Genomic DNA, 19,781 nt, shown 5'->3' with positions numbered 1-19,781 from the left:
CGCCCATCCCGCTGCACGCGGCAGCATGGGGGCGGCAACAGCGAACTTTGCGCTTGCGCACGCTTCATACGAGATCAAGTTCGTCATTTTTTTGCCACCTCCATTTCGTGTCGGTCCGGATAGTTTCTGCGCACAGGTTGCCCCGTAACACTGAAAACCAGAGTAGAGAATCTGCCGAATCTGCACAACCTATTTTTGACCTGCGGTTATGTAACTCACCGTTGTCGATTCGGATGTGTTGTCAGATATCGAGTGTTGCCGCTCGCAGTTCACCGCGAATGACAGCTAGTACGTCTTCCCCGAAGTTGTCGAGTTTCTTCGGCCCGATTCCAGGGATCGAAACCAGTCCACGATTATCTTGTGGTCGTTGTTCGGCAATAGCCATCAGTGTGTTGTCACTGAAGACGACATAGGCCGGAACTTTGAGTTCTCTGGACTTGTCCAGACGCCAGGCCTTGAGGTGCTCGAGCAATTCCAGGTCGACATTGGACGGGCATTTTTCGCAGCGCCCGAGCATGGTCGCCGACGTCCCGATCAACGGTTTGCCGCATACGCGGCAGCGCGGACGCTTCTTGTTTCCCGACGACGGCGCGGCGACGCGCGAGGCCGGCGAGTCCTCCGGGATTAGTCCGTTGAGAAATCTCGACCGGCGACGGGACTTGCGTCCACCCTCATTGCGGGCCAATGCCCACGACAGCTGCAGATGCTCGCGAGCGCGAGTAACCCCCACGTAGAGAAGCCGACGCTCCTCCTCCACCGCGACGTCGTCGGCGCCCGAATTGGCGTCGCCGAGAACGTGTTGGATAGGCAGGGTGCCGTCGTTGAGGCCGACCAGGAACACCGCATCCCATTCGAGCCCCTTGGCCGCGTGGAGGGAGGCCAGCGTCACACCTTGCACGGTCGGTGGGTGCCGCGCCTCGGCTCGGGCCGTGAGCTCCTGTAGAAGCCCGGTGAGCGTCAGTTCAGGTTCGTGGACAAGTTGTTCTTCGGTGAGCGCCACGAGAGCCGAGAGCGACGCCCAGCGCTCGCGTGCCTGAGTACCCGAAGGCTCTTCGTTGGTCAGGCCGAGCGGCGCGAGCACAGCGCGGACGAGTGAGACCAGCGCTTCGCCGTTGTCTGCACCTTCGGGGAGGTCGTCGCGTCCAGCTGCCTGACGCAGCGCTGCCACCGCCTGACGTACCTCGGTGCGAGTGAAGAAGCCCTCTCCACCGCGCACCTGGAACGGAATGCCCAGCTTCGTCAGGGCCTGCTCGTGCGCCTCCGACTGAGCATTGATCCGGTACAGAACAGCGATCTCGGCAGCAGGAGTGCCTGCCGCGATCAGCCGTTTGATCGCCCGCGCAACGCCGAGCGCCTCGGCCGGCTCGTCGTCGAACTCCATGAACTCCGGCTCAGGCCCCGGCGCGCGCTGCCCGATCAGCTGCAGACGCGTCCCGGCGATCCGCCCGCGCGCCGCACCGATCACGCGGTTCGCCAACGACACGACCTCAGGGGTGGAGCGGTAATCCCGTTCGAGCCGAACGACGGTCGCTTCGGGGAATTTCCGGGAGAAGTCCAACAGATAGTTGGGGGTGGCTCCGGTGAAGGAGTAGATGGTCTGATTCGCATCGCCCACCACGGTCAGATCGTCTCGGTCGCCCAGCCAGGCGTCGAGCACACGCTGCTGCAGTGGGGTGACGTCCTGATACTCGTCCACGACGAAGCAGCGATACCGCTCGCGGAACTCGTCGGCGACTGTCGAATGCTCTTCGAGAGCTGCCGCCGTGTGCAGTAGGAGATCGTCGAAATCAAGCAGCATGCCGTCCTGGCCGCGTGCTTTCAGCTCTTCGTATGCGGCATACACCTGGGCCACCTTGGTGGCATCGACCGGTGCCTCACGGCGAATCTTGGCGATCGCGCGTGGGTAATCCTCCGGCGCGATCAGCGACGCCTTCGACCACTCGATTTCACTGGCGAGGTCGCGGACGCTTTCCGTGCTGGTGGACAATCCCACCCGGGCTGCGGCACTGCTGACAACGGCGAACTTTCGGTCCAGCAGACGCCACGGCGTGTCGCCGACAACCTGCGGCCAGAAGTACTTCAGTTGACGGAGAGCAGCAGCGTGAAAAGTTTGAGCCTGCACCTGCGGCCCACTCCCGCCGACGCCCAGCTCACGGAGACGTCCACGCATTTCCCCGGCCGCACGAGCGGTGAACGTCACGGCAAGCACCTGACCGGCCGACACGTGACCGTCGGCAACCAGATGAGCGATCCGGCGCGTGATGGTGCGGGTTTTGCCTGTTCCAGCGCCCGCGAGGACACATACCGGGCCGCGTGGCGCGAGCACGGCGGCCGATTGTTCTGGATCCAGTCCGGTGTCCGCAGGCATGGGGACCATCATGGCAGGACGTTCCGACACTCCATTCGCCGCGCCCGACGGTATGTGGGCAAGAGAACACGGGCCGATACGGAACAACGCTCTCGGTCGTGGTGTTATATCGGCCGTGACTTCTACCGAAAATGCGCCTGCCCTGACCATCTACTCGACCACGTGGTGCGGCTACTGCCGTCGCCTCAAGACGCAGCTCAACGCGTCGGGGATCGAGTACACCGAGATCGACATCGAGAACGATCCGGCAGCAGCCGATTTCGTCGGCAGCGTCAACGGTGGCAATCACGTCGTTCCGACCGTGAAGTACGGCGACGGCAGCGTTGCGACCAACCCGTCGCTCAACCAGGTCAAGCAGGCTCTGGGTCTGTAGACCTTCTCCGGCTGCTACTTGACCCAGCTCTCGAGCATTCCGCGAGCGATGGAGATCGACCCGGGCAGCAGCAGTGGCGCGTCCGCTTCCGAACCCCAGTCGCCGAGTTCGAGAGCGGCGCGCACCTCGTCCTTCGTGAACCAGGTGCCCTCGGCGATCTCGCCGTCCGCGAACAGCAGCGGAGCGGCGGGGTCGCCGATTGCGGCGAAGCCCAACATCACCGAGCGAGGGAACGGCCAAGGCTGGCTCCCGAGGTATCGAACGCTGTGCACGTCGATACCGACTTCTTCCTTGATCTCGCGGACAACACACGTTTCGAGTGACTCCCCGGCCTCGACGAATCCCGCGAGAATCGAGAAACGGCGCTGCGGCCAGGTCGGCTGACGCGCGAGTAGAACTCGATCGCCGCCGTCGTGCACCAGGCAGATGACCGCCGGATCCGTTCGGGGAAACTCCTCGTGGCCGGTGGACGTGGAAATGCGTGACCAGCCGGACATCGTGGGTTCACTCGGTGCGCCGTCGATAGCGCTGAATCCGGCACTGTCGTGCCAGTTGAGAATCGCGACGGCACCGGTCAACAAACCGGCGTCCGCGTCGTCGAGTGTTCCGCCGAGCATCCGCAATTCAGACAAAGTGCCCGCCAGCAGCGACACCCGCACCGCCCAGACGTGGCGATTCTCCCGAATTCCCAGGAAGACCGCGCCGCGCACCGGTTCGGGCCCCAACTCGGTTGCCTCGGCGAAGACCAATTGACCTTCCGGCGACACCTTGACCTGACCCCGTGAATTCACACGGAGGAGCAGTGCGTCCGCCCAACCCGTCGTCAGTGCAGCGGCGTCCGACCGCAATTCCTCGGCGCGGCCGACGCTCGAGCGTGAGAGCAGAGGTGTTTCGGTCAGCTGGAAGTCGTTCACGCTCACGACATTACTGCGCGCACGAAGCTCGGTAACACTCAGTTCGTGACGCGGCGAATGTAGAGCAGTCGATCGTTCTCCTCGACGGCGTCCACCTCGGGCGAACCGACGCGAACCAGACGGCCGTCACGAACGACCCCGAGCACGATGTCGGAGAGATGACGCGGAGAGCCGCCGACCTCGTCGCGCTCGACGGCACGCTCGGCAATCGCGAATCCGGCCTCCGGAGTCAGCAGGTCTTCGATCATCTCCACGACGGTCGGCGTCGTGGTCGCGATGCCGAGGAGTCGACCCGCCGTCTCCGAGGACACGACGACGGAGTCTGCGCCGGACTGACGCAGAAGATGCGCGTTGTCGGCTTCACGGATGGCTGCGGCGATCTTGGCTTTCGGCGCGATTTCGCGGGCTGTCAGCGTCACGAGCACTGCGGTGTCGTCACGGTTGGTTGCCACGATGATCGACGACGCATTCTGCGCACCTGCCAACCGAAGTACGTCCGATTTCGTCGCCGAACCGAACACCGTCACCAGGCCCTTGCTCGCCGCCGAATCGAGGACGGTCTGATCGGTGTCCACGACCACGATCTCCGACGCCGGTACACCGTCACCGAGCATTGCTTCGATTGCCGTCCGCCCCTTGGTCCCGTATCCGACGACGACGGTGTGATTACGCACGTGCTGCCTCCAACGCTGAATTTTGAACGCCTGACGCGAACTCTCGGTCAGAGCTGAAAGTGTTGTTCCGACCAACACGATCAAGAAGAAGATCCGAAGTGGCGTGATCAACAGGACGTTGACCAGGCGCGCCGACGGCGTGAACGGAGTGATATCGCCGTAGCCGGTGGTCGAGAGCGAAACCGTCGCATAGTAAATGCAGTCGAGCAGCGACAGCTCGTTGTCCTGTGCGTCCCGGTATCCCGCGCGATCGATGTACACGATCAACACGGCGGCGCCGAGAGCACCCAACGCGATGAGAACTCGCTTGTAGATGGCCCGCGCCGGACTTGTCTGTAGCTGGGGAATGCGCAGCACCCCGACAAGGGCGAAGTCAGGCTGATCGGTCAATGCTTCCGACCTGGTCAAACGCGCCCGGAGCTTACCGGCCATACATCGACTCTCTCACTCGAACTTACGAAATACCTACACGGACATCGGCAGGCAGCGTAACCCTCGAAGATCGACTTCGGAACTCGGGCGCCGAATAGCGCGCGGGTCGTGGCGCCGGTAGTGGCAAGAAGGTCCACCGTGAGGCAGGCTGGGCAAATGCCTTTCACCGGTTCGACGTCCACTCCCAGCCAAGCGGCCGCTCTTCGTTTGTCGGCCCTCCTTCTCGGCGCCGGCACCATGCATTTCGTGGCGCCTTCCTTCTTCGACAGCACCGTTCCCCGCCAGCTTCCCGGACAGGCCCGCACCTACACCCAGGTGTCCGGCGTCGCGGAACTGGCGATCGGCGCTGCCTTGGCCGTGCCGAAGACCCGCAAGCTCGGCGCGGGCCTTGCCGCCGCGCTCTTTGTCGCCGTGTTCCCCGCCAACATCCAGATGGCGATCGACTGGTGCCGAAGCCCGAAGACGTCCACACCGCAGAAGATCGGTTCGATCGCACGTCTTCCCCTGCAGGTTCCGCTGGTGACCGAAGCACTCAAGGCTCGTCGAAACGCAAGCTAATCTTGCGCGCCTGCCGTTCGGATGAGGCGAGCGAGAGCCTCACCGTCCGGCAGGTTCTCGGGTGCGATGGTGCGACCCGATCGAACGTAGTGAAACGCCGCCCGCACCTTGTCGGCCGGAAACTGTTCGTTGCGCCCCGCCGAACGGGCTCTGGCCGACATCAATTCGGCCCAGGCCACCCGATACGCGGCCAACTGCATCACAACAGCGTCCTCGTTAGCGGCCGACGGTTCGGCACCGGTCTTCCAGTCGATCACCGTCCATCCGCCGTCGGGATCGGCGAACACAGCGTCGATCCGACCGCGGAGAACCGTTCCGGCAATGGATGTTTCGAAAGGAACTTCCACTTCGATCGGGCTGCGATTGGCCCACGGGGACCGCAGGAACGCATCCTGAAGTTTCACCAGATCGGTCTCGGGACCCGCGCCGGTATCCGCGGCGCCGGGTAGTTCGTCGAGATCCAACAGTCGGGTCGCACCGAACCTTCGCTCGATCCAGGCGTGAAAAGCCGTGCCGCGCCGAGCGAGCGGGTTCGGTGGGTACGGCAGTGGTCTACGCAGCCGTGCCGCGAGTTCATCCGGATCTGCCTTGAGGTCTACGAGCTGAGTCACCGAAAGCTGCGCCGGGAGAATCACTTCGGCACGCGCGTTTGCCCGGGCTTCGCGCTCGGCCAGGAGAACGTCGACGTCCGAGGCCCAGTTCTCCGGATCGTCCTCCGGTTCTTCCGTCTCTTTGCTGTCTTGCGGCAGCGATGCAAGTGCGGACAGGACGCTCGCGGCTCCGGCCTCGACCGCGCCGCGACGCGCACCCAGCGGGTCGGGCGGCCACTGCGCCGTACGGGGTGTGGAGGCCAACGGGTTCTCGGTGTCGGGTTCCGGTGCAGGCGCCCATTCCTCCACGACGCCGATCGCACCGCGTGAGTCTTCTTCACCGGCATCGTTTTCGGCCGTGACCATCTGATGCAGCTCGTCCAGGAACTCCGAAGGCCCCTTCGGTTCCGAACCGGATTCCGCCCAGTGATGCGCCGAGATGAACAGCGCCCGTTCGGTTCTGGTCAGCGCGACGTAGAACAGTCGCCGGTCCTCGTCCAGTCGACGGTTGGACAAGGCCTTCTTGTGCGCCGTGATCGCGTTCTCGAGGTCCTTGCGGTTGTAGAGCTCCTCGAGGTCGAGCACCGGAACTCCGTCGGCCGAATCCGCGTCGACCGCCCGGTCACCACGCAACGACGGTGGCAGTTCGGCGAGCGCCCCGAGCCACGATCCGGACGCGGTGGACGAGGGGAACACCCCGTCGCTGACATGCGGGATCGCCACTACTTCCCATTCGAGCCCCTTCGCCGAGTGCACGGTCAAGATCTGCACGCGATCCGGCGCCACCTCCACTTCGCCCGGAGTGAGGCCCTTTTCGATCTGTTCGGCGGCCGCGAAGAATGCGAGCATCCCGGGCAGATTGGCTGTTGGACGCGTCGCGTAATTGGCGACGACGTCGGCAAATGCGTCGAGATGCTCGCGGCCCGCGGTCCCGACGACACCGACTCGGGTTCGCGCGCCTGCCTCGATTCCGATACCGAGCACACGCTCGACCTCCGCCACCAGTTCGGTGAGCGGCTGGCCGATACGTTCGCGCAACGACGCCAACTCTGCCGCTATCGCGTTGATGCGTGTGTACCCGAGAGCTGAATAACGTTCTGCCGGGCCTGGATCGGAGATCGAATCGACCAATCCTGCTTGCTCGGCGTTCTCCCCCGGCAGCGCGTCCTGAACTGCCGAGGTGAGCGCCTCGGCGTCGGTGACCGCACCCGCTGTTCCGTATCCGGCGGAGATGGCAAGTTCGCGGGAGCGTTGCGAGAGTGCGGCGAGGTCCTTCGCGCCGATCTGCCATCTCGCTCCGGTGAGCAGCCGAACGGCGGCGCTGCCCGCCAGCGGATCGGCGACCACTCGGAGCATGGCGATCACGTCCGCCACCTCGGGTGTGTGCAGGAGCCCACCGAGTCCGACCACTTCGACGGGCAGACCTTTGGACCGCAAAGCCTCGGCCAGCGGGGCAGCATCGGCGTTGCGGCGGATCAACACCGCTGCCGTGGGCGTCGGGCGGTCTTCGGCACGAGCCGCCTCGTATTCTTCGGCGATCTTCTCCGCAACCCACTGACGTTCCTGTTCGACGTCTCCGAGCAGCGCCAGTCGAACGTCTCCGGCGACGGCTCCCGGCCGCGCACGAAGTGTGCTGACGGCCACACCGCGTCGGCGCAACGGTGCCGACGACAGGTTTGCCAGTTCGAGAGCCTCCGGCGGGTTACGCCAACTGGTGAGCAGTTCGAGCGTCGGAGCCGGCTTTCCGTTGGCAAGCGGGAAGTCGGTTGCAAACCGTGGCAGGTTGGCCGCCGACGCGCCTCGCCAACCGTAGATCGACTGCATCGGATCGCCGACGGCTGTCAGCGCCAACCGGCCGTCGGCTCCCCCACCGAACAACGAGGACAACAACACTCGCTGAGCGTGACCGGTGTCCTGGTACTCGTCGAGAAGAACTACCCGAAAGCGCTCACGCTCGGTTTGCCCGACCTCGGGATGTTCGGAGGCGACACGGGCCGACAGCGACATCTGGCTGCCGAAATCCAATGCGCCTTCACGCCGCAGCGTCTCACCCAGCCGGGCAACGAGGGGCAGTAGCTCGATGCGTTTGTGTTGCACATCAAGGTAATTCAACAGCTCTTTGCTCGGCCCACCCCGCTGTTTCGGACCGGCGGGCAGAGTGTGAATCAGCTTGTCCAACTCGGTGTGAGCCTCGAGCAACTGCTCGGGGTCGACCAGGTGCTCCGCCAACTGACCGGCAAGGGCCAGAACGGTTTCGGTGATGGACCCCGGATTCTTGTCGGTGTCCAGATCACTGTCCCAGCCGCTCACGACGCGGTGCGCAACCTGCCACAGTTCGGTCTCGGACAACAGCGTCGCCGAGGGTTCGATCGGCAACAGCAGTCCGTGCTCGGACAGCAACCGTCCCGCGTAAGCATGGTAGGTACTGACTTCGGGTTCCCCGGCCAGAATCCGGGAACGCACTCCGCCGGTCGGGTCGAGTGCCCGCAGAACGTCCGAACCCGCCAGTCGCGCCAAGCGCTTGCGGATTCGCGACGTGAGCTGTTGTGCCGCTTTGCGCGTGAAGGTCAATCCGAGAACGGCCTCGGGATCGACGAAGCCGTTGGCCACCAGCCACACGACGCGAGCAGCCATCGTCTCGGTCTTACCGGCACCGGCACCGGCGACGACCAATGTCGGACCGAGCGGTGCGGCGATGACAGCCGCCTGTTCCGGCGTCGGCGGGTGTTGACCGAGCGCGACCGCCAGGTCGACAGGATCGATCTTCGGTCGGCGTGCCTTCTGCGTCGCGGCAGCCACTTAGTTACTCACCTGTCGTCCCTCGTCGTGTGCCGGGCAACTCGAGCGCACCGGGCAATGTCTACATCCGTCGTTGACCCTGGCCAGATACTGCGGCCCTTGGGTCGCTGCCGCTGCGTTGTGGATGACGTCTCGCCACATCTCGACGGCTTCGGCCGTCAGCGGCGGCTGAACTCGCTGCGCCGCACCGTCTTTCTTGTTGGACTTGGCCACGAATACCAGGCGTGCACCGCCGGGTTGTGTGGCCGGTTCGCCGGCAATCGCACCTTCGGCCGCTGCGACCTGGTACGCCGCCAACTGCGCGTGAGATTGCGCGGCCTCGTTGCTGACAGGGTTTCGCGCAGTCTTGACGTCGACAACCACCGGACGGCCTTCGGTGTCGCGCTCGAGCCGGTCGATCCGGCCACGAAGCTTGACCGCAGGCGCTCCCTCCTCACGTGGTTCGAGGACCCCCTCGACCGCGACCTCGACGCCGACTTCGGTCAGTTCACCGCGAGTTGCGTTCATCCAGGCGGTGAACGTCGCCAGCATCTCCCGAGTTCGATTGAGTTCGCGGCGCGAGTACCACTGCGATCCCAGATCGATGGATTCCCAGGCATTTTCGAGTGCCTTCTCGACCTGATCCGGTGGAATCCGGCCGGCCAATGCCTGCACCAAGGTATGGACCAGCGTACCGGCGATCGCATGAGTGTTGTCTCCGTCGCTGCCGCCATGACGCTCGAACACCCATCGGAGAGGGCATGTTTCGAGAAGCTCGATGGTGGACGGCGATAGTGAAACCGGTCCGTCCTCGGGCTGCCACATGGGAGCAGCGGTACTCGGCTCGGCTGTGCCGTACCACTGATCCGGGTGCGCGCCGCGTACCCCGGCAGCAGCCAGACGTGCCAACTGGCGAGCGGCCCGGGAATGCTTCTCGGGGTCGAAATGCGCGATGTCGGGATCACACACGACGCTGCGAAGCTGTGCGACCAGTGCAGGCAGCGACAGAACCCGGGTATCCCCGGTCTCGGGTGCAACGACGTCGAGATCGGAGGACGGATCGTCCGAGTACGCGTCACCACGGATCAATTCGTCCACGAACCGCGAAGGCACCAAGTCGGTGTCCCCCGAAGCCGATTCGACTGCGGTGATCAGCAGACGGCGACGAGCACGGCTACAGGCAACCAGGAACAACCTGCGTTCTTCGGCCAGAAGCGGTGCGGTTCGCGAGAGTCGTTCGGCAGCCGAGTCACTGCCGTCGGAGACTCCGTTGACCAGGTCGATCAGCGCTTCGGTACGCAGTAGCGATCCGCGTGCCCGCAAACTCGGCCAGAGTCCCTCCTGCACACCCGCCACCGCCACGACCGCCCATTCGCGACCCGCCGCGGCGTGAGCGCTGACCACGGTGACGGCGTCGGGAGTGATGACCGATCGGCTCCGCGAGTCGGTCGGTATCTCCTGGCTGGTCAAGTAGTCGACGAAACCGGCGAGTTGCGAACGCGGCAACCGGTCGACGTAGTTGGCGGCCGCGTCGAAAAGTGCGACGACTGCGTCGAGGTCTCGATCGGCCTGTGAGCCGATAGGTCCGCCGCGCGCCGACGCAGCCGCCCAGCGTCGTTCCAGCCCCGTCGCCTGCCATGCTGCCCACAGAACTTCTTCGACCCCGAGACCTCGCTCGAGAGGCACTCGGGCCTTGCGAAGGACCGACAGCACGCGATTGAGTGCCGCAGCTTCGACGTCTGTCAACTTGCCCATGAGGCGCTTGGACTGCGCACGATCCTCGTCGATCAGAATGAGCCGCAACAACTCCGAGGAGTCCCGATCGCTTCCCGATGCCAACTCGACCCGGCGCAGGCCACGACGCAACCGGCGCAGGGTGACCGGCTCGGCGCCGCCGATGGGACCGGCCATCAGGGCAAGCGCCTCGTCGCCGGTGAACTGATCGCCGCCGAGCGCCCGAAGGACCAGCAGCAGGCCGGACACTCCGTGTTGCCTGGCCAGCGGCAATTCGGTGGCAGCGGTCGTGACGGGTACCCCGGCCGCGAGCAGGGCTCGCCGGAGAGGGGCGAGAGTGCGCGGGACCGACCGAACGATGACGGCCATGTCGGACCAAGCAATCCCGTCCAGCAGATGCGCCCGGCGCAAGGTATCTGCGACGACTGCCGCTTCTTTGGCCGTCGTACCGAGAACCCGCACCGACGCCCGCCCCGGGTCCTCATCGGCGAGATCGGATGGAACCGCGATGCGATGAGCGAGGTTGCCGGGCAGCCGCGCAGCGATCTTCGCCGCGATCGACGCGACGTCGGCGTTGTTGCGAAACGTGGTGGGCAGGACGATCTGGCGCTCGTCTCCGCGCTCGGCGAGTCCGAGTAGGAACGCCGAATCCGCACCGCGGAACCCGAAGACCGACTGATCGGGATCACCGGCGATGACCGTGCCCGCAGTTGCGGTTCCGATCAGCCGAACCAGTTGCGCCGCCTGCGGATCCAGATGTTGTGCGTCGTCGACGAGTAGGTGCCGGATCCGAGCGCGCTCGGAGCGAAGCAATTCGGGATCGGTGGCGAACGCGGTCAATGCCGCACCGATCAACTCGGCCGCGTCGAGCGCCGGCGCCGTCGCCTCCGGAGCCTCGACACCGACACTGCCGCGCAGCAGCACGCCTTGCTCGTAGGCCTCGGCGAACCGCCCGGCCGCCACCCACTCCGGACGTCCACGCTTCTTGCCGAGCTTGACCAGATCTTCGGGGCCGAGTCCGCGCTCGTTCGCTCGCAACATCAGATCTCGAAGTTCGACGGCAAAGCCGTTCAAACCCAATGCGGGTCGCAGGCGCTCCGGCCACCGGAGCGCACCGTCTTCTATGTCGCCGCGCAACATCTCTCGGAGCACCGAGTCCTGCTCGGCGCCGGTGATCAGGCGTGGCGGCGCGTTGCCGTGCGCTGCGGCTTGAAGCCGGAGTACGGCAAAGGCGTACGAGTGAACGGTGCGGACCAACGGCTCACGAGTTGCCTGCGGTCCGCGTTCTTGTTCGTACCCGAGCAACCCGGCCGTGATCTTCTCGCGGACCTGCGTCGCTGCCCGGCGCGACTGGGTGAGCACCAGGACCGATTCAGGATCTTCGCCACCGGAGATCTTCTGCACTGCCAGATCCACCAGAAGGGACGTCTTGCCGGTTCCGGGGCTGCCGAGTACCTGCCAGGGACTCCAGGCGGCCCCCGAGCCGAATGAAACAGGGCCGAACGCGAGTTGGAACGGATCCTCGGACGGCGGCGCGAACAGCCGGGCCGTCCCTTCGTCCCACGTTCGGGGTATCGGAGACGGCGCAGTTCGGTGCACCAACCGCGCCCGCGGAATGGTGACCTTGCTGCGTGTTGCCGTCTCACTCACCCAGGCATTCCACCAGAGCGCACCGACAACTCACACATCGCCTGCATCCGGCATGATTGACCTCGTGTCTGCACTCCATACGTATCTCTACGGACCCGTCGGGGCACCGGAGATCCTTTCGCTGCACGGTCTGACCGGTCACGGCCGACGTTGGCAGTCGATGGCCGAGAACCAACTGCCCGAAGCGCGCTGGATCTCGCCGGATCTACGCGGTCACGGGCGTTCCACCTGGGCTCCTCCGTGGAACATCGAATCCCACGTGGCGAGCCTGCTGGAGACGCTCGACGAACATGCCACCGGACCGGTGGTGATCGTCGCGCATTCTTTCGGCGGAATGCTGGCGCTGCACCTCGCGGCCACCGCACCGGAACGCATTCGTGGGCTCGTCCTGCTCGACCCGGCGATCGGGTTGGATCCGACTTTCATGCAGGAAGTGGCCGAACTCACAATCGGCTCACCGGATTACACCGATGCGGCAGAGGCCTACTCCGAGAAGATTCACGGCTCGTGGGGTGAGGTTCCCACCCAGGACCTCGACGTCGAGATGGCGGAACACCTGATCGAACTGGACAACGGACGCGTCAACTGGCGCCTGTCCACGCCCGCGATCGTGACCGGGTGGGGCGAACTCGCTCGCCCGATCGTGCTGCCTCCGTCGTCGATGCCCACCGTGCTGGTTCAGGCGATGAAGGTCCAACCGCCGTACGTCACCGACGAGTTCCGGGCAGCGCTCACCGAGCACCTCGGTGAAAATCTGACCGGTGTCGAATTCGACTGTGACCACATGGTCCCGCACGTACGGGCCGACGAAGTCGCCGCCCTCGTTCGCAGCATGCTCTGAAGGAACCGACATGGCAGCCACCACCGAAGAGCAGATCGAAGAGGTACGGCGCCTCATCGCGTCGATTCCGGCCGGTTTCGTGGCGACATACGGCGATATCGCTGATGCTGCAGGACTTTCCAGTGCTCGCACGGTCGGTTGGATCATGCGAACGGACTCTGCCGACCTGCCGTGGCATCGGGTTCTCGGCGCCTCCGGCAAACCGTCGGCGCACCTGGCTCATCGTCAGATCGCCAAGCTCGAACTCGAAGGCGTGCCGATCAAGGACGGTCGGATCGACCTGAAGAAAGCTCGGTATCACTTCTGATTCACGTGTCACCGGTCGTCGTGACGCGGGCGATGGGGCAGCATGGAGGTATGACCGTCACGCCGCCGACCGCCGCCCTCATTCTGGCGGGTGGTCGCGGGACCCGAATGGGTGGTGTCGACAAACCCGGCCTGCTCGTTCACGGCCGCAGGCTCCTCGACATCGCGCTTTCAGCGACGGCGCATCTGGACGCCGTCGTCGTGGTCGGTCCACATCGCCCTGAACTTGATCCTGGCATCACTCAAACTCAGGAAACTCCGGCCGGAGCCGGCCCTGTCGAGGCGATCTGGGCCGGATTGTCTGCGACCCGGTTACCCGACGACGCCGTGGTGGTGGTCCTGGCGTCCGATCTGCCGCACATCGAGGCCGTATCAGTCGACGCTTTGATAGCTGCCACGTCGACGGACAGTCCGGTGACGTGTGCCGTGGACGAGAACAACCGAACCCAATTCCTGCTCTCCGCGTGGACATTTCGCGAGCTCCGGCAACGCCTGTCCACATTGCGGGAGAGTTCGGGGTTGGAGAATCAACCTATGAAAGCGATTGTCACCGAACCGTTCTCGACGCTGCGTGTCACTGGTACCACTGACTGCGACACACCGGCGGACATCGACCGCGCGCGAAACCATCCGCGCCTGACGATCGAGCAAGCCCGCGCCGCCGTCAGGAACTCACTGACAGCATTGTCACCACACCGGGCCGCCCTCGCCGACAGTCTCGGAGCAACGCTCGCGCAGCCTCTCGTCGCCCTGGGTGATCTTCCTCGATCCGATGTCTCGGCGATGGACGGGTACGCCGTCTCCGGCGAGGGTCCCTGGCGAATCCGCACCGAGATCCGTATCGCGGGCGCCGACGGGCAACTCGAACTCGGTGAAGGCGAAGCGATTCGCATTGCCACGGGAGCACACCTGCCCCTCGGCGCCACCTCGGTGATTCGTGACGAGTATCTGTCCGTCGACGAGCCATCTCGGATGGTACGGAGACTGCCGGATGCGCCGCACCGCAACGACGCTCGACCACGAGGGGAAGATTGGACCACCGGATTCACGATCGCCCCGACTGGTACCGCGGTGACTCCGGCGGTGGTCTCCGCAGCTGCCAGCGGTGAAGTGTTCGACGCCCTCGTCCGTGGTCCGGTACGGGCACGCGTGATAGTCACCGGCGACGAGATCCGGCGGACCGGTCCACTGCGTGAAGGTCAGACCCGCGACTCCGTCGGTGGGATTCTCCCCTACCTACTGGAAAGCAACGGCGTACGGTGCGTGGCGGATTCGCACCTGAGGGACACGGCCGACAGTTTCGAGCGTGTACTGGCGGATGCGACTGAACAGGACCTGCTTGTTGTCATTGGTGCCACGGGCGGCGGCGCTGCCGACGAAATGCGCAGTGCGCTCGATCGACTCGGCGCTCGCACGATTGTCGGGCGAGTCGCCTCGCGCCCGGGCGGATCTCAGATAACGGCTGTCCTGCCCAGTGGTCGGGTGGTTCTCGGCCTCCCCGGCAACCCGTACGCCGCAGTGACCACCCTGTTGACGATGCTGCCCACCGTCGTGGCCGCCTTGACGGGAAGCGACACCCCACCGCCACTGCTCGGCATCATCGAGAACGCCGCTGCGGTGACTTCCGATGCGGTACGCCTACTGCCGGTCACACAATCCGCCGACGGTCGCTGGCGCGCCGAACCGTCTGTACGTACCGCACACCTGGCGGGGTTGATCGGGCGCTCCGCGTTTGCACTCGTTCCGCCACACGCGGAAGACGATGCCGTCGCCGAAGTGGTTGTCCTCCCACGCTGATCGGGTCAGTCGTTTGGGCGCCTACGCCGGTTGACCCCGACCACGCCGACCACTGTCGCAAGCACCAGCGAATACACGCCCCACAGCACCAAGAACGGCAGCAACCAGCCGGCATCAACGGTCTGACCGCGCGGTCCGACGCAGTACAGCGTGAAATTGGTGGACGTACCGTCGCCGTCGGAAAAGGTATCCGAGACGACCATCGCGCTCGATGTGGGAGCTTCACAGAAAATCGGCGCCAAATGAGCGACCTGTCCTGGCCAGATCACCGAAGACAGTAGTGCAGCAAAGATTCCCACGACCACGATCACCACTACGGAGATCAGCAACGGAGAGATACGGCGGCTCACAGCGGGTGCACCAGGAAGGGAGTTCCGTCAGGCTCGAAGACCACCAGCGCCCGCGAGCGTGGAGATTCCACCATCACGGATGCGCGAATCGCCTCGGTGCGACTGACCGAGATCCCGGTGACTTCGCCGTCGTCGACACCGCTGTTCTCCAGCGCGTCGTCGACCAACTTCTCGAGGTTCGTCAATGCCGGCACTTGATCCAGCGTGAACGATCGTGCATCGAGATCGTCGGTGACACTGACTTGCACGGGGCTCGGCTCGCCGAGAATGACTCCGTCGAACGAGAATCTGTCGAGCTGGGTCGGCTTCCCGGGGTCTCGAACGGTGACTCCGAGCGTCTCGATCGGGCTGATGTCGATGCTGGTCACCGATACCGCGTCGACGCCGTATCTATGTGCGAGGCTGTCGAACCCGCCTCGCACCAACTCCGACGTCATCCCACCGCCACGTTCGCGCATCTGATTGTCGAAATCCATCCGATCAACGGCACCGATACATCCGCTCAGACTCGTGGCCGCCAAAGCGATGGCTACCGTCCACAGCGCCGACCGCACCTGCGAGGACGCGAATTTCATGAGCGGAGCGTACCGCGAGTGTCCGGTTCCATCCCGGTGGACTGCGCGTCGCACGAATTACTGTCGGCGACTCGTGGGATCATCGCGCCATGAATCGTGTCGACGAAGGATTCGAACCGCCGGACGCATTGGTCGAGTGGTGCCGCTCCCGCACCTTTCCACTGCACGTCCTCGACGACGAAGCCACCGTCGACCTGGATTGGTGGAACGCCCACCTGAAGGACGCCGGCCACACCATCAGCCTGCGCGGGCGTGATCTCGACGGCAAAGTGATCACCGAAGGCCGAGCCATCGTTCAACGCAACGACCTTCGCCCGTCGAGCGATCTCGTTGTCGCCCAGCACGACGGCCTCGGACTACTGTTTCTCTGCGCGGCCTGGCAGGGCTCGCACGAGAGCCGACGGTTCACACGGCGGTTCCCCAACGTCTTCAATCCCCATCACCGCGAGGACGAGGATCCGCTGACCCAGATCACAGCCATTCTCGATCACTGCTCGAAAAACAAGTCGATGCCCGTCGTCCGGCGCGACACCTGGTCCGGGTGGCCACTCACCCCCGGTGTCGGGGTATCGCTGATGGCCGCTTTCATGTGGGCAGTGGGCGTACAGGACGAAGGCCGACGCGCTCAGATGATCGACCAGTACGGAGTCTCGACGCTCATCCACGAGGGCTGGCTCGAGGATCCTTCCGTCACCGGCTTCACGACGCGTCGCTACCGCCGGTACTGCGAACTTCTCGACAGCTGGGCCTATGCCGCCGGCACCCAACCCGAGATCGTCGAGATGTGGTTGGTGAAAAGGTGGAGTGCGCGATTGGCCCAAGCACGCAACGACGTGAGCGCCCCCACCCTGTTCTAACTCTCAGAACGGCTGCATCTCAGAACGGCTGCATCTCAGAACGGCTGCATCTCAGAACGGCCAGGCAGGGAGAGTCGGCAGCCCCACCCTCGTCGGCCTCCCAACCAACCAGGCCAAGGTCTCCGCGTCGGACAGTGACGGCACTCGTACACCCGGGACCGCCGTCTCGAGTGCGCCCAACTGACTGGCGAGAGTGAATTCCACGAACTCGGCAGGCCAGTCGTGGCAGGTGTAACCGATGTCGAGGTCCATCAGGTGAATCTCGATCTCGTTCCAGCGCAGGATCGGTAGATCGAATGCCGTCACAGGTTTGCGCCACGGCACCGGTGTGTCCAGTCGATCTGTCGGGATCTCGCACAACGCGTCGACCAGCCTCGTTCCCGAGAAGCGGTAGTCGAGGGCCAACAATTCAGCCGGGCGATCTGCGCCCTCTTCGATTGCAGCATTGCGCGCATCCGGCCCCCCTGGATACATCTCCCCCGATTCGCCGCCCTGCACGCCGGCAACAAATCTGCCCAGCGCGTCGGCGTTGCGCGACATGTGCGTCACGACGTGTCCCCGACTCCACCCGGGGAGCCCGGAGGGCTCCCGCGCCTGCTCTTCGGTCAGTGCACCGATGAGAGCCTGTGCCTTGACGTCGGATTCACGAACTGCTGCGACCAGGTCGGCATACGTCGGCGTTACGGAGTGAGACGTCATGCAGCGATACTAGTTCCCTTCGCGCACTCTCATACCGATTCACGACAAGGTCCACCACTCCCGGATCGACGCCGAGCGGTTCGGTCACACCATCGGCTCCTGCAGCGTGCAACCTTTCGTGGAACAGCCCGTGCGCGAGGAGGTACGAGGCGACAAAAACTCGCTTCGCGCCGCGAACGCGTGCTGCTGCAACAACATCGGCTACCTTCGGCTCCCCGGTCGCGATGTACCCGATGTCGACACGAGTCCCCGCCGCTTCGGCAAGCATCAGCGCAGCACGCTCGACGTCTCGCAGCGCCCGCGCATCGGACGACCCGGCGGCAGCAAGCACTGTCGCGTCACCCGGATTCCACCCCGCTTCGGTCAAGCGCCGAAGCAGCACGCGTGCAAGCGCCGGATCGGGTCCGAGTGCGGGCGTCACACTCACAGCCGAGTGCTCACTGATCGCCACTTCGCGTCGAACATCGGTGTGAACGTGGTAGCCGGACGCCAGGAACGCCGGTACGAGAATCGCTCGCCCCGGAGTGTCCCGGAGGACTTCCGAAGGTGACGGACCGAGCACATCGACAAAGGCAACGCGCGTGCGTCCGACGCGCGTGCCGACGGCGTCGGCCAGTGCGGCAACCATTTCCACGCCACGTGCACTACGCGTGCCATGAGCTACCAGGACGAGGACATCGTCATCGCGTTGCATAGTCACCTGGATTCTGTACGTAGTCGCCGGGGTCGAGGGCAAGTCGATAGCCCCGCTTGACCACCGTCTGAACGGCTTTGGGCGCGCCGAGGCACGCGCGCAATCGGGCGACGGCGGTCTCGACGGCATGGGTGTCGCCGCCGCCGCCGGGAAGAGAAGCCAGCAGTTCGTCGCGGGAGACGACTCGACCGGGGCTGGCACCGAGAGTGCGGATCAACGACATCGCAGCCGGCGGCAATTGCTTCACTTCACCGTCCACGACTACGCAACCGCCGCGAATGCTGATTTCGTGTTCGCCGGCTTGAATCTTGTTGGCTCGCTGCGGGAGTTCGTCGACGATGTGTCTCGCGAGCGCGCCCAGACGTGCCCGCGCCGGGGCTGTGGTCGGTACATTCAACGCTTCGAGCGGCGCCGAGGTGACCGGGCCGACGCACATGGCCGCCACCGGACCCCGCATCGCGTCGAGAATGTCTCCGAGATCCCCGGTCTTGTCGGCGCGCATCAACATCGAGGCTACGGCCGGTGCACTGGTGAAACTGACGGCGTCGATTCCGGCTGACGCTATGGCGTCGATCATCCGGTCGAGCAGCGTCGGATCCTCCGGCGGTTCCCATCGATAGACGGGCACCGCGATGACCTCGGCGCCGGCCTCGCGCAACACCTGACAGAAGTCGGGAATCGGCTCCCACTCGGTGGTCGCACCATGCAGTTGTACAGCGATCCGCTTTCCCGAGACACCTTCTGCCAGAAGATGTTCGAGCACCTCGGCGGAAGACTCGGATGCCGGTGACCATTCCTCACGAAGGTCGGCCGCGCGGATTGCTCCCTTGGCCTTCGGTCCTCGCGCGAGCAGACGAGCCGAGCCCAACGCGGATCCGAGATTTTCCGCCTCACCCCACCCGTCGGCTGCTTCCAGCCAACCCCGGAATCCGATCCCGGTGGTGGCGACAACCACCTCGGGAGGATCCGAGATGATCTGCTGTGTCACCCTTTCGAGCTCACGGTCGTCGGCCAACGGAATGATTCGAATCGCCGGAGCGTGAACGACATCCGCTCCCCGACGAGTCAGCAAGGTCGCGAACTCCTCGGCGCGGCGCGAAGCAGTGATACCTACCGTGAATCCAGCCAACGGCATGTCGTCACTCACGAGACTGCATCGGCGACAGTCGAGCGAACACCCTGCATCTGCAAGCTGTGTACCTGAACGACTCCAGCCCACACGCGAACGCCGTACACCGGCAGCGCAACCGACGAGTCGTCCAGCGCCCGGCCGTCGACCAGCGAGAACGCCTGCTTGAGCAGTGGCGAGACCACGATCGGCTCACCGTCCCGGTCGCCGACGAGTCCGCGAGACATCACCGCGGCGCGGCCGTACGGATCGAAGTTGCTGACAGCCCGGAGTGTGCCGTCCTCGAGTAGGAACAGCGCCACCTGCTCGCCGCCGCGAAGAAGCACGGCAACTCCGCGTCCAGGGATCAGATGGCTCAGCGGGCAGGCCGACGTCCATTCGAGTCGATCCGAATCCAGCTTGGCGATCTGCGCATCGATGACACTCATCGAAGTCCTCCTGTCGATCCGGCGACAACGTCGC

17 protein-coding genes are annotated in these 19,781 nt (G+C 64.7%); 6 read left to right on the top strand and 11 right to left on the bottom strand.

Going from position 1 to position 19,781, the window contains the following annotated elements:
* Positions 1 to 241: 241 nt before the first annotated feature.
* Positions 242 to 2,380: an ATP-dependent DNA helicase UvrD2 gene (locus tag G9U53_RS01825; RefSeq protein WP_165638258.1), complete on the bottom strand. Its 2,139-nt coding sequence runs from the start codon at positions 2,378 to 2,380 to the stop codon at positions 242 to 244.
* Positions 2,381 to 2,483: 103 nt separating this feature from the next.
* Between G9U53_RS01825 and G9U53_RS01820 the strand changes: the two genes are divergently transcribed.
* Positions 2,484 to 2,741, top strand: a complete 258-nt coding sequence (locus tag G9U53_RS01820) for a mycoredoxin (RefSeq protein ID WP_003942350.1) — start codon at positions 2,484 to 2,486, stop codon at positions 2,739 to 2,741.
* A gap of 14 nt (positions 2,742 to 2,755) precedes the next feature.
* Here the strand turns inward: G9U53_RS01820 and nudC are convergent, their stop codons facing one another.
* Positions 2,756 to 3,655, bottom strand: coding sequence for an NAD(+) diphosphatase (nudC, locus tag G9U53_RS01815; protein ID WP_007731249.1), 900 nt, complete (start codon positions 3,653 to 3,655; stop codon positions 2,756 to 2,758).
* Positions 3,656 to 3,693: 38 nt separating this feature from the next.
* On the bottom strand, positions 3,694 to 4,761 hold the full coding sequence (locus tag G9U53_RS01810) for a potassium channel family protein (RefSeq protein WP_003942296.1): 1,068 nt from the start codon (positions 4,759 to 4,761) through the stop codon (positions 3,694 to 3,696).
* A gap of 156 nt (positions 4,762 to 4,917) precedes the next feature.
* Between G9U53_RS01810 and G9U53_RS01805 the strand changes: the two genes are divergently transcribed.
* On the top strand, positions 4,918 to 5,319 hold the full coding sequence (locus G9U53_RS01805) for a hypothetical protein (RefSeq protein ID WP_003942341.1): 402 nt from the start codon (positions 4,918 to 4,920) through the stop codon (positions 5,317 to 5,319).
* On the opposite strand, the gene G9U53_RS01800 is transcribed toward G9U53_RS01805, so the two are convergent.
* Together G9U53_RS01800 and G9U53_RS01795 are read right to left on the bottom strand one after the other, a co-directional pair.
* Positions 5,316 to 8,708, bottom strand: a complete 3,393-nt coding sequence (locus tag G9U53_RS01800) for an ATP-dependent DNA helicase (protein WP_073512807.1) — start codon at positions 8,706 to 8,708, stop codon at positions 5,316 to 5,318. The genes G9U53_RS01805 and G9U53_RS01800 overlap by 4 nt on opposite strands.
* Positions 8,709 to 12,071 carry an ATP-dependent DNA helicase gene (locus G9U53_RS01795; RefSeq protein ID WP_165638257.1) on the bottom strand — a complete coding sequence of 1,121 codons (3,363 nt, stop codon included), beginning with the start codon at positions 12,069 to 12,071 and terminating at the stop codon, positions 8,709 to 8,711.
* A 52-nt stretch (positions 12,072 to 12,123) separates the two neighbouring features.
* On the opposite strand from G9U53_RS01795, the gene G9U53_RS01790 reads away from it, so the two are divergent.
* Genes G9U53_RS01790 through G9U53_RS01780 form a run of 3 tightly spaced genes read left to right on the top strand, consistent with a single transcriptional unit; the run spans position 12,124 to position 15,015 of the window.
* Positions 12,124 to 12,912 (top strand): alpha/beta hydrolase, encoded by a 789-nt coding sequence (locus G9U53_RS01790; RefSeq protein WP_054187621.1) that lies wholly within the window; start codon positions 12,124 to 12,126, stop codon positions 12,910 to 12,912.
* Positions 12,913 to 12,922: 10 nt separating this feature from the next.
* Complete coding sequence (locus tag G9U53_RS01785; protein ID WP_003942322.1) at positions 12,923 to 13,219, top strand: MGMT family protein; 297 nt, start codon at positions 12,923 to 12,925, stop codon at positions 13,217 to 13,219.
* 50 nt (positions 13,220 to 13,269) lie between these two features.
* Positions 13,270 to 15,015, top strand: a complete 1,746-nt coding sequence (locus G9U53_RS01780; RefSeq protein ID WP_083059597.1) for an NTP transferase domain-containing protein — start codon at positions 13,270 to 13,272, stop codon at positions 15,013 to 15,015.
* Between the two features lie 5 nt (positions 15,016 to 15,020).
* Here G9U53_RS01780 and G9U53_RS01775 read toward each other — a convergent pair whose 3' ends face one another.
* Together G9U53_RS01775 and G9U53_RS01770 are read right to left on the bottom strand one after the other, a co-directional pair.
* Positions 15,021 to 15,365 carry a hypothetical protein gene (locus tag G9U53_RS01775; RefSeq protein WP_083059586.1) on the bottom strand — a complete coding sequence of 115 codons (345 nt, stop codon included), beginning with the start codon at positions 15,363 to 15,365 and terminating at the stop codon, positions 15,021 to 15,023.
* Positions 15,362 to 15,940, bottom strand: a complete 579-nt coding sequence (locus tag G9U53_RS01770) for a hypothetical protein (RefSeq protein WP_042922177.1) — start codon at positions 15,938 to 15,940, stop codon at positions 15,362 to 15,364. The genes G9U53_RS01775 and G9U53_RS01770 overlap by 4 nt, the downstream gene beginning before the upstream one ends.
* An 89-nt stretch (positions 15,941 to 16,029) precedes the next feature.
* Here G9U53_RS01770 and G9U53_RS01765 point away from each other — a divergent pair, with 89 nt between their 5' ends.
* The gene (locus G9U53_RS01765; protein ID WP_003942311.1) at positions 16,030 to 16,797 is read left to right on the top strand and encodes a hypothetical protein; all 768 of its coding nucleotides are present in this window, start codon (positions 16,030 to 16,032) and stop codon (positions 16,795 to 16,797) included.
* Between the two features lie 51 nt (positions 16,798 to 16,848).
* On the opposite strand, the gene G9U53_RS01760 is transcribed toward G9U53_RS01765, so the two are convergent.
* From G9U53_RS01760 to nirD, 4 genes are read right to left on the bottom strand one after another with little or no spacing between them, the layout of a single operon-like run.
* Positions 16,849 to 17,496: a maleylpyruvate isomerase family mycothiol-dependent enzyme gene (locus G9U53_RS01760; protein WP_007731241.1), complete on the bottom strand. Its 648-nt coding sequence runs from the start codon at positions 17,494 to 17,496 to the stop codon at positions 16,849 to 16,851.
* Positions 17,441 to 18,190 (bottom strand): sirohydrochlorin chelatase, encoded by a 750-nt coding sequence (locus G9U53_RS01755; RefSeq protein ID WP_037130090.1) that lies wholly within the window; start codon positions 18,188 to 18,190, stop codon positions 17,441 to 17,443. The genes G9U53_RS01760 and G9U53_RS01755 overlap by 56 nt, the downstream gene beginning before the upstream one ends.
* On the bottom strand, positions 18,177 to 19,337 hold the full coding sequence (locus G9U53_RS01750; RefSeq protein WP_003942336.1) for a uroporphyrinogen-III synthase: 1,161 nt from the start codon (positions 19,335 to 19,337) through the stop codon (positions 18,177 to 18,179). The genes G9U53_RS01755 and G9U53_RS01750 overlap by 14 nt, the downstream gene beginning before the upstream one ends.
* On the bottom strand, positions 19,334 to 19,747 hold the full coding sequence (gene nirD / locus G9U53_RS01745) for a nitrite reductase small subunit NirD (protein WP_003942316.1): 414 nt from the start codon (positions 19,745 to 19,747) through the stop codon (positions 19,334 to 19,336). The genes G9U53_RS01750 and nirD overlap by 4 nt, the downstream gene beginning before the upstream one ends.
* Between the last annotated feature and the right edge of the window lie 34 nt (positions 19,748 to 19,781).

The organism is Rhodococcus sp. D-46, from assembly GCF_011290655.1.
Classification (GTDB): Bacteria; Actinomycetota; Actinomycetes; order Mycobacteriales; family Mycobacteriaceae; genus Rhodococcus_F; species Rhodococcus_F qingshengii.
This window is presented reverse-complemented; position numbering and strand designations above follow the sequence as displayed.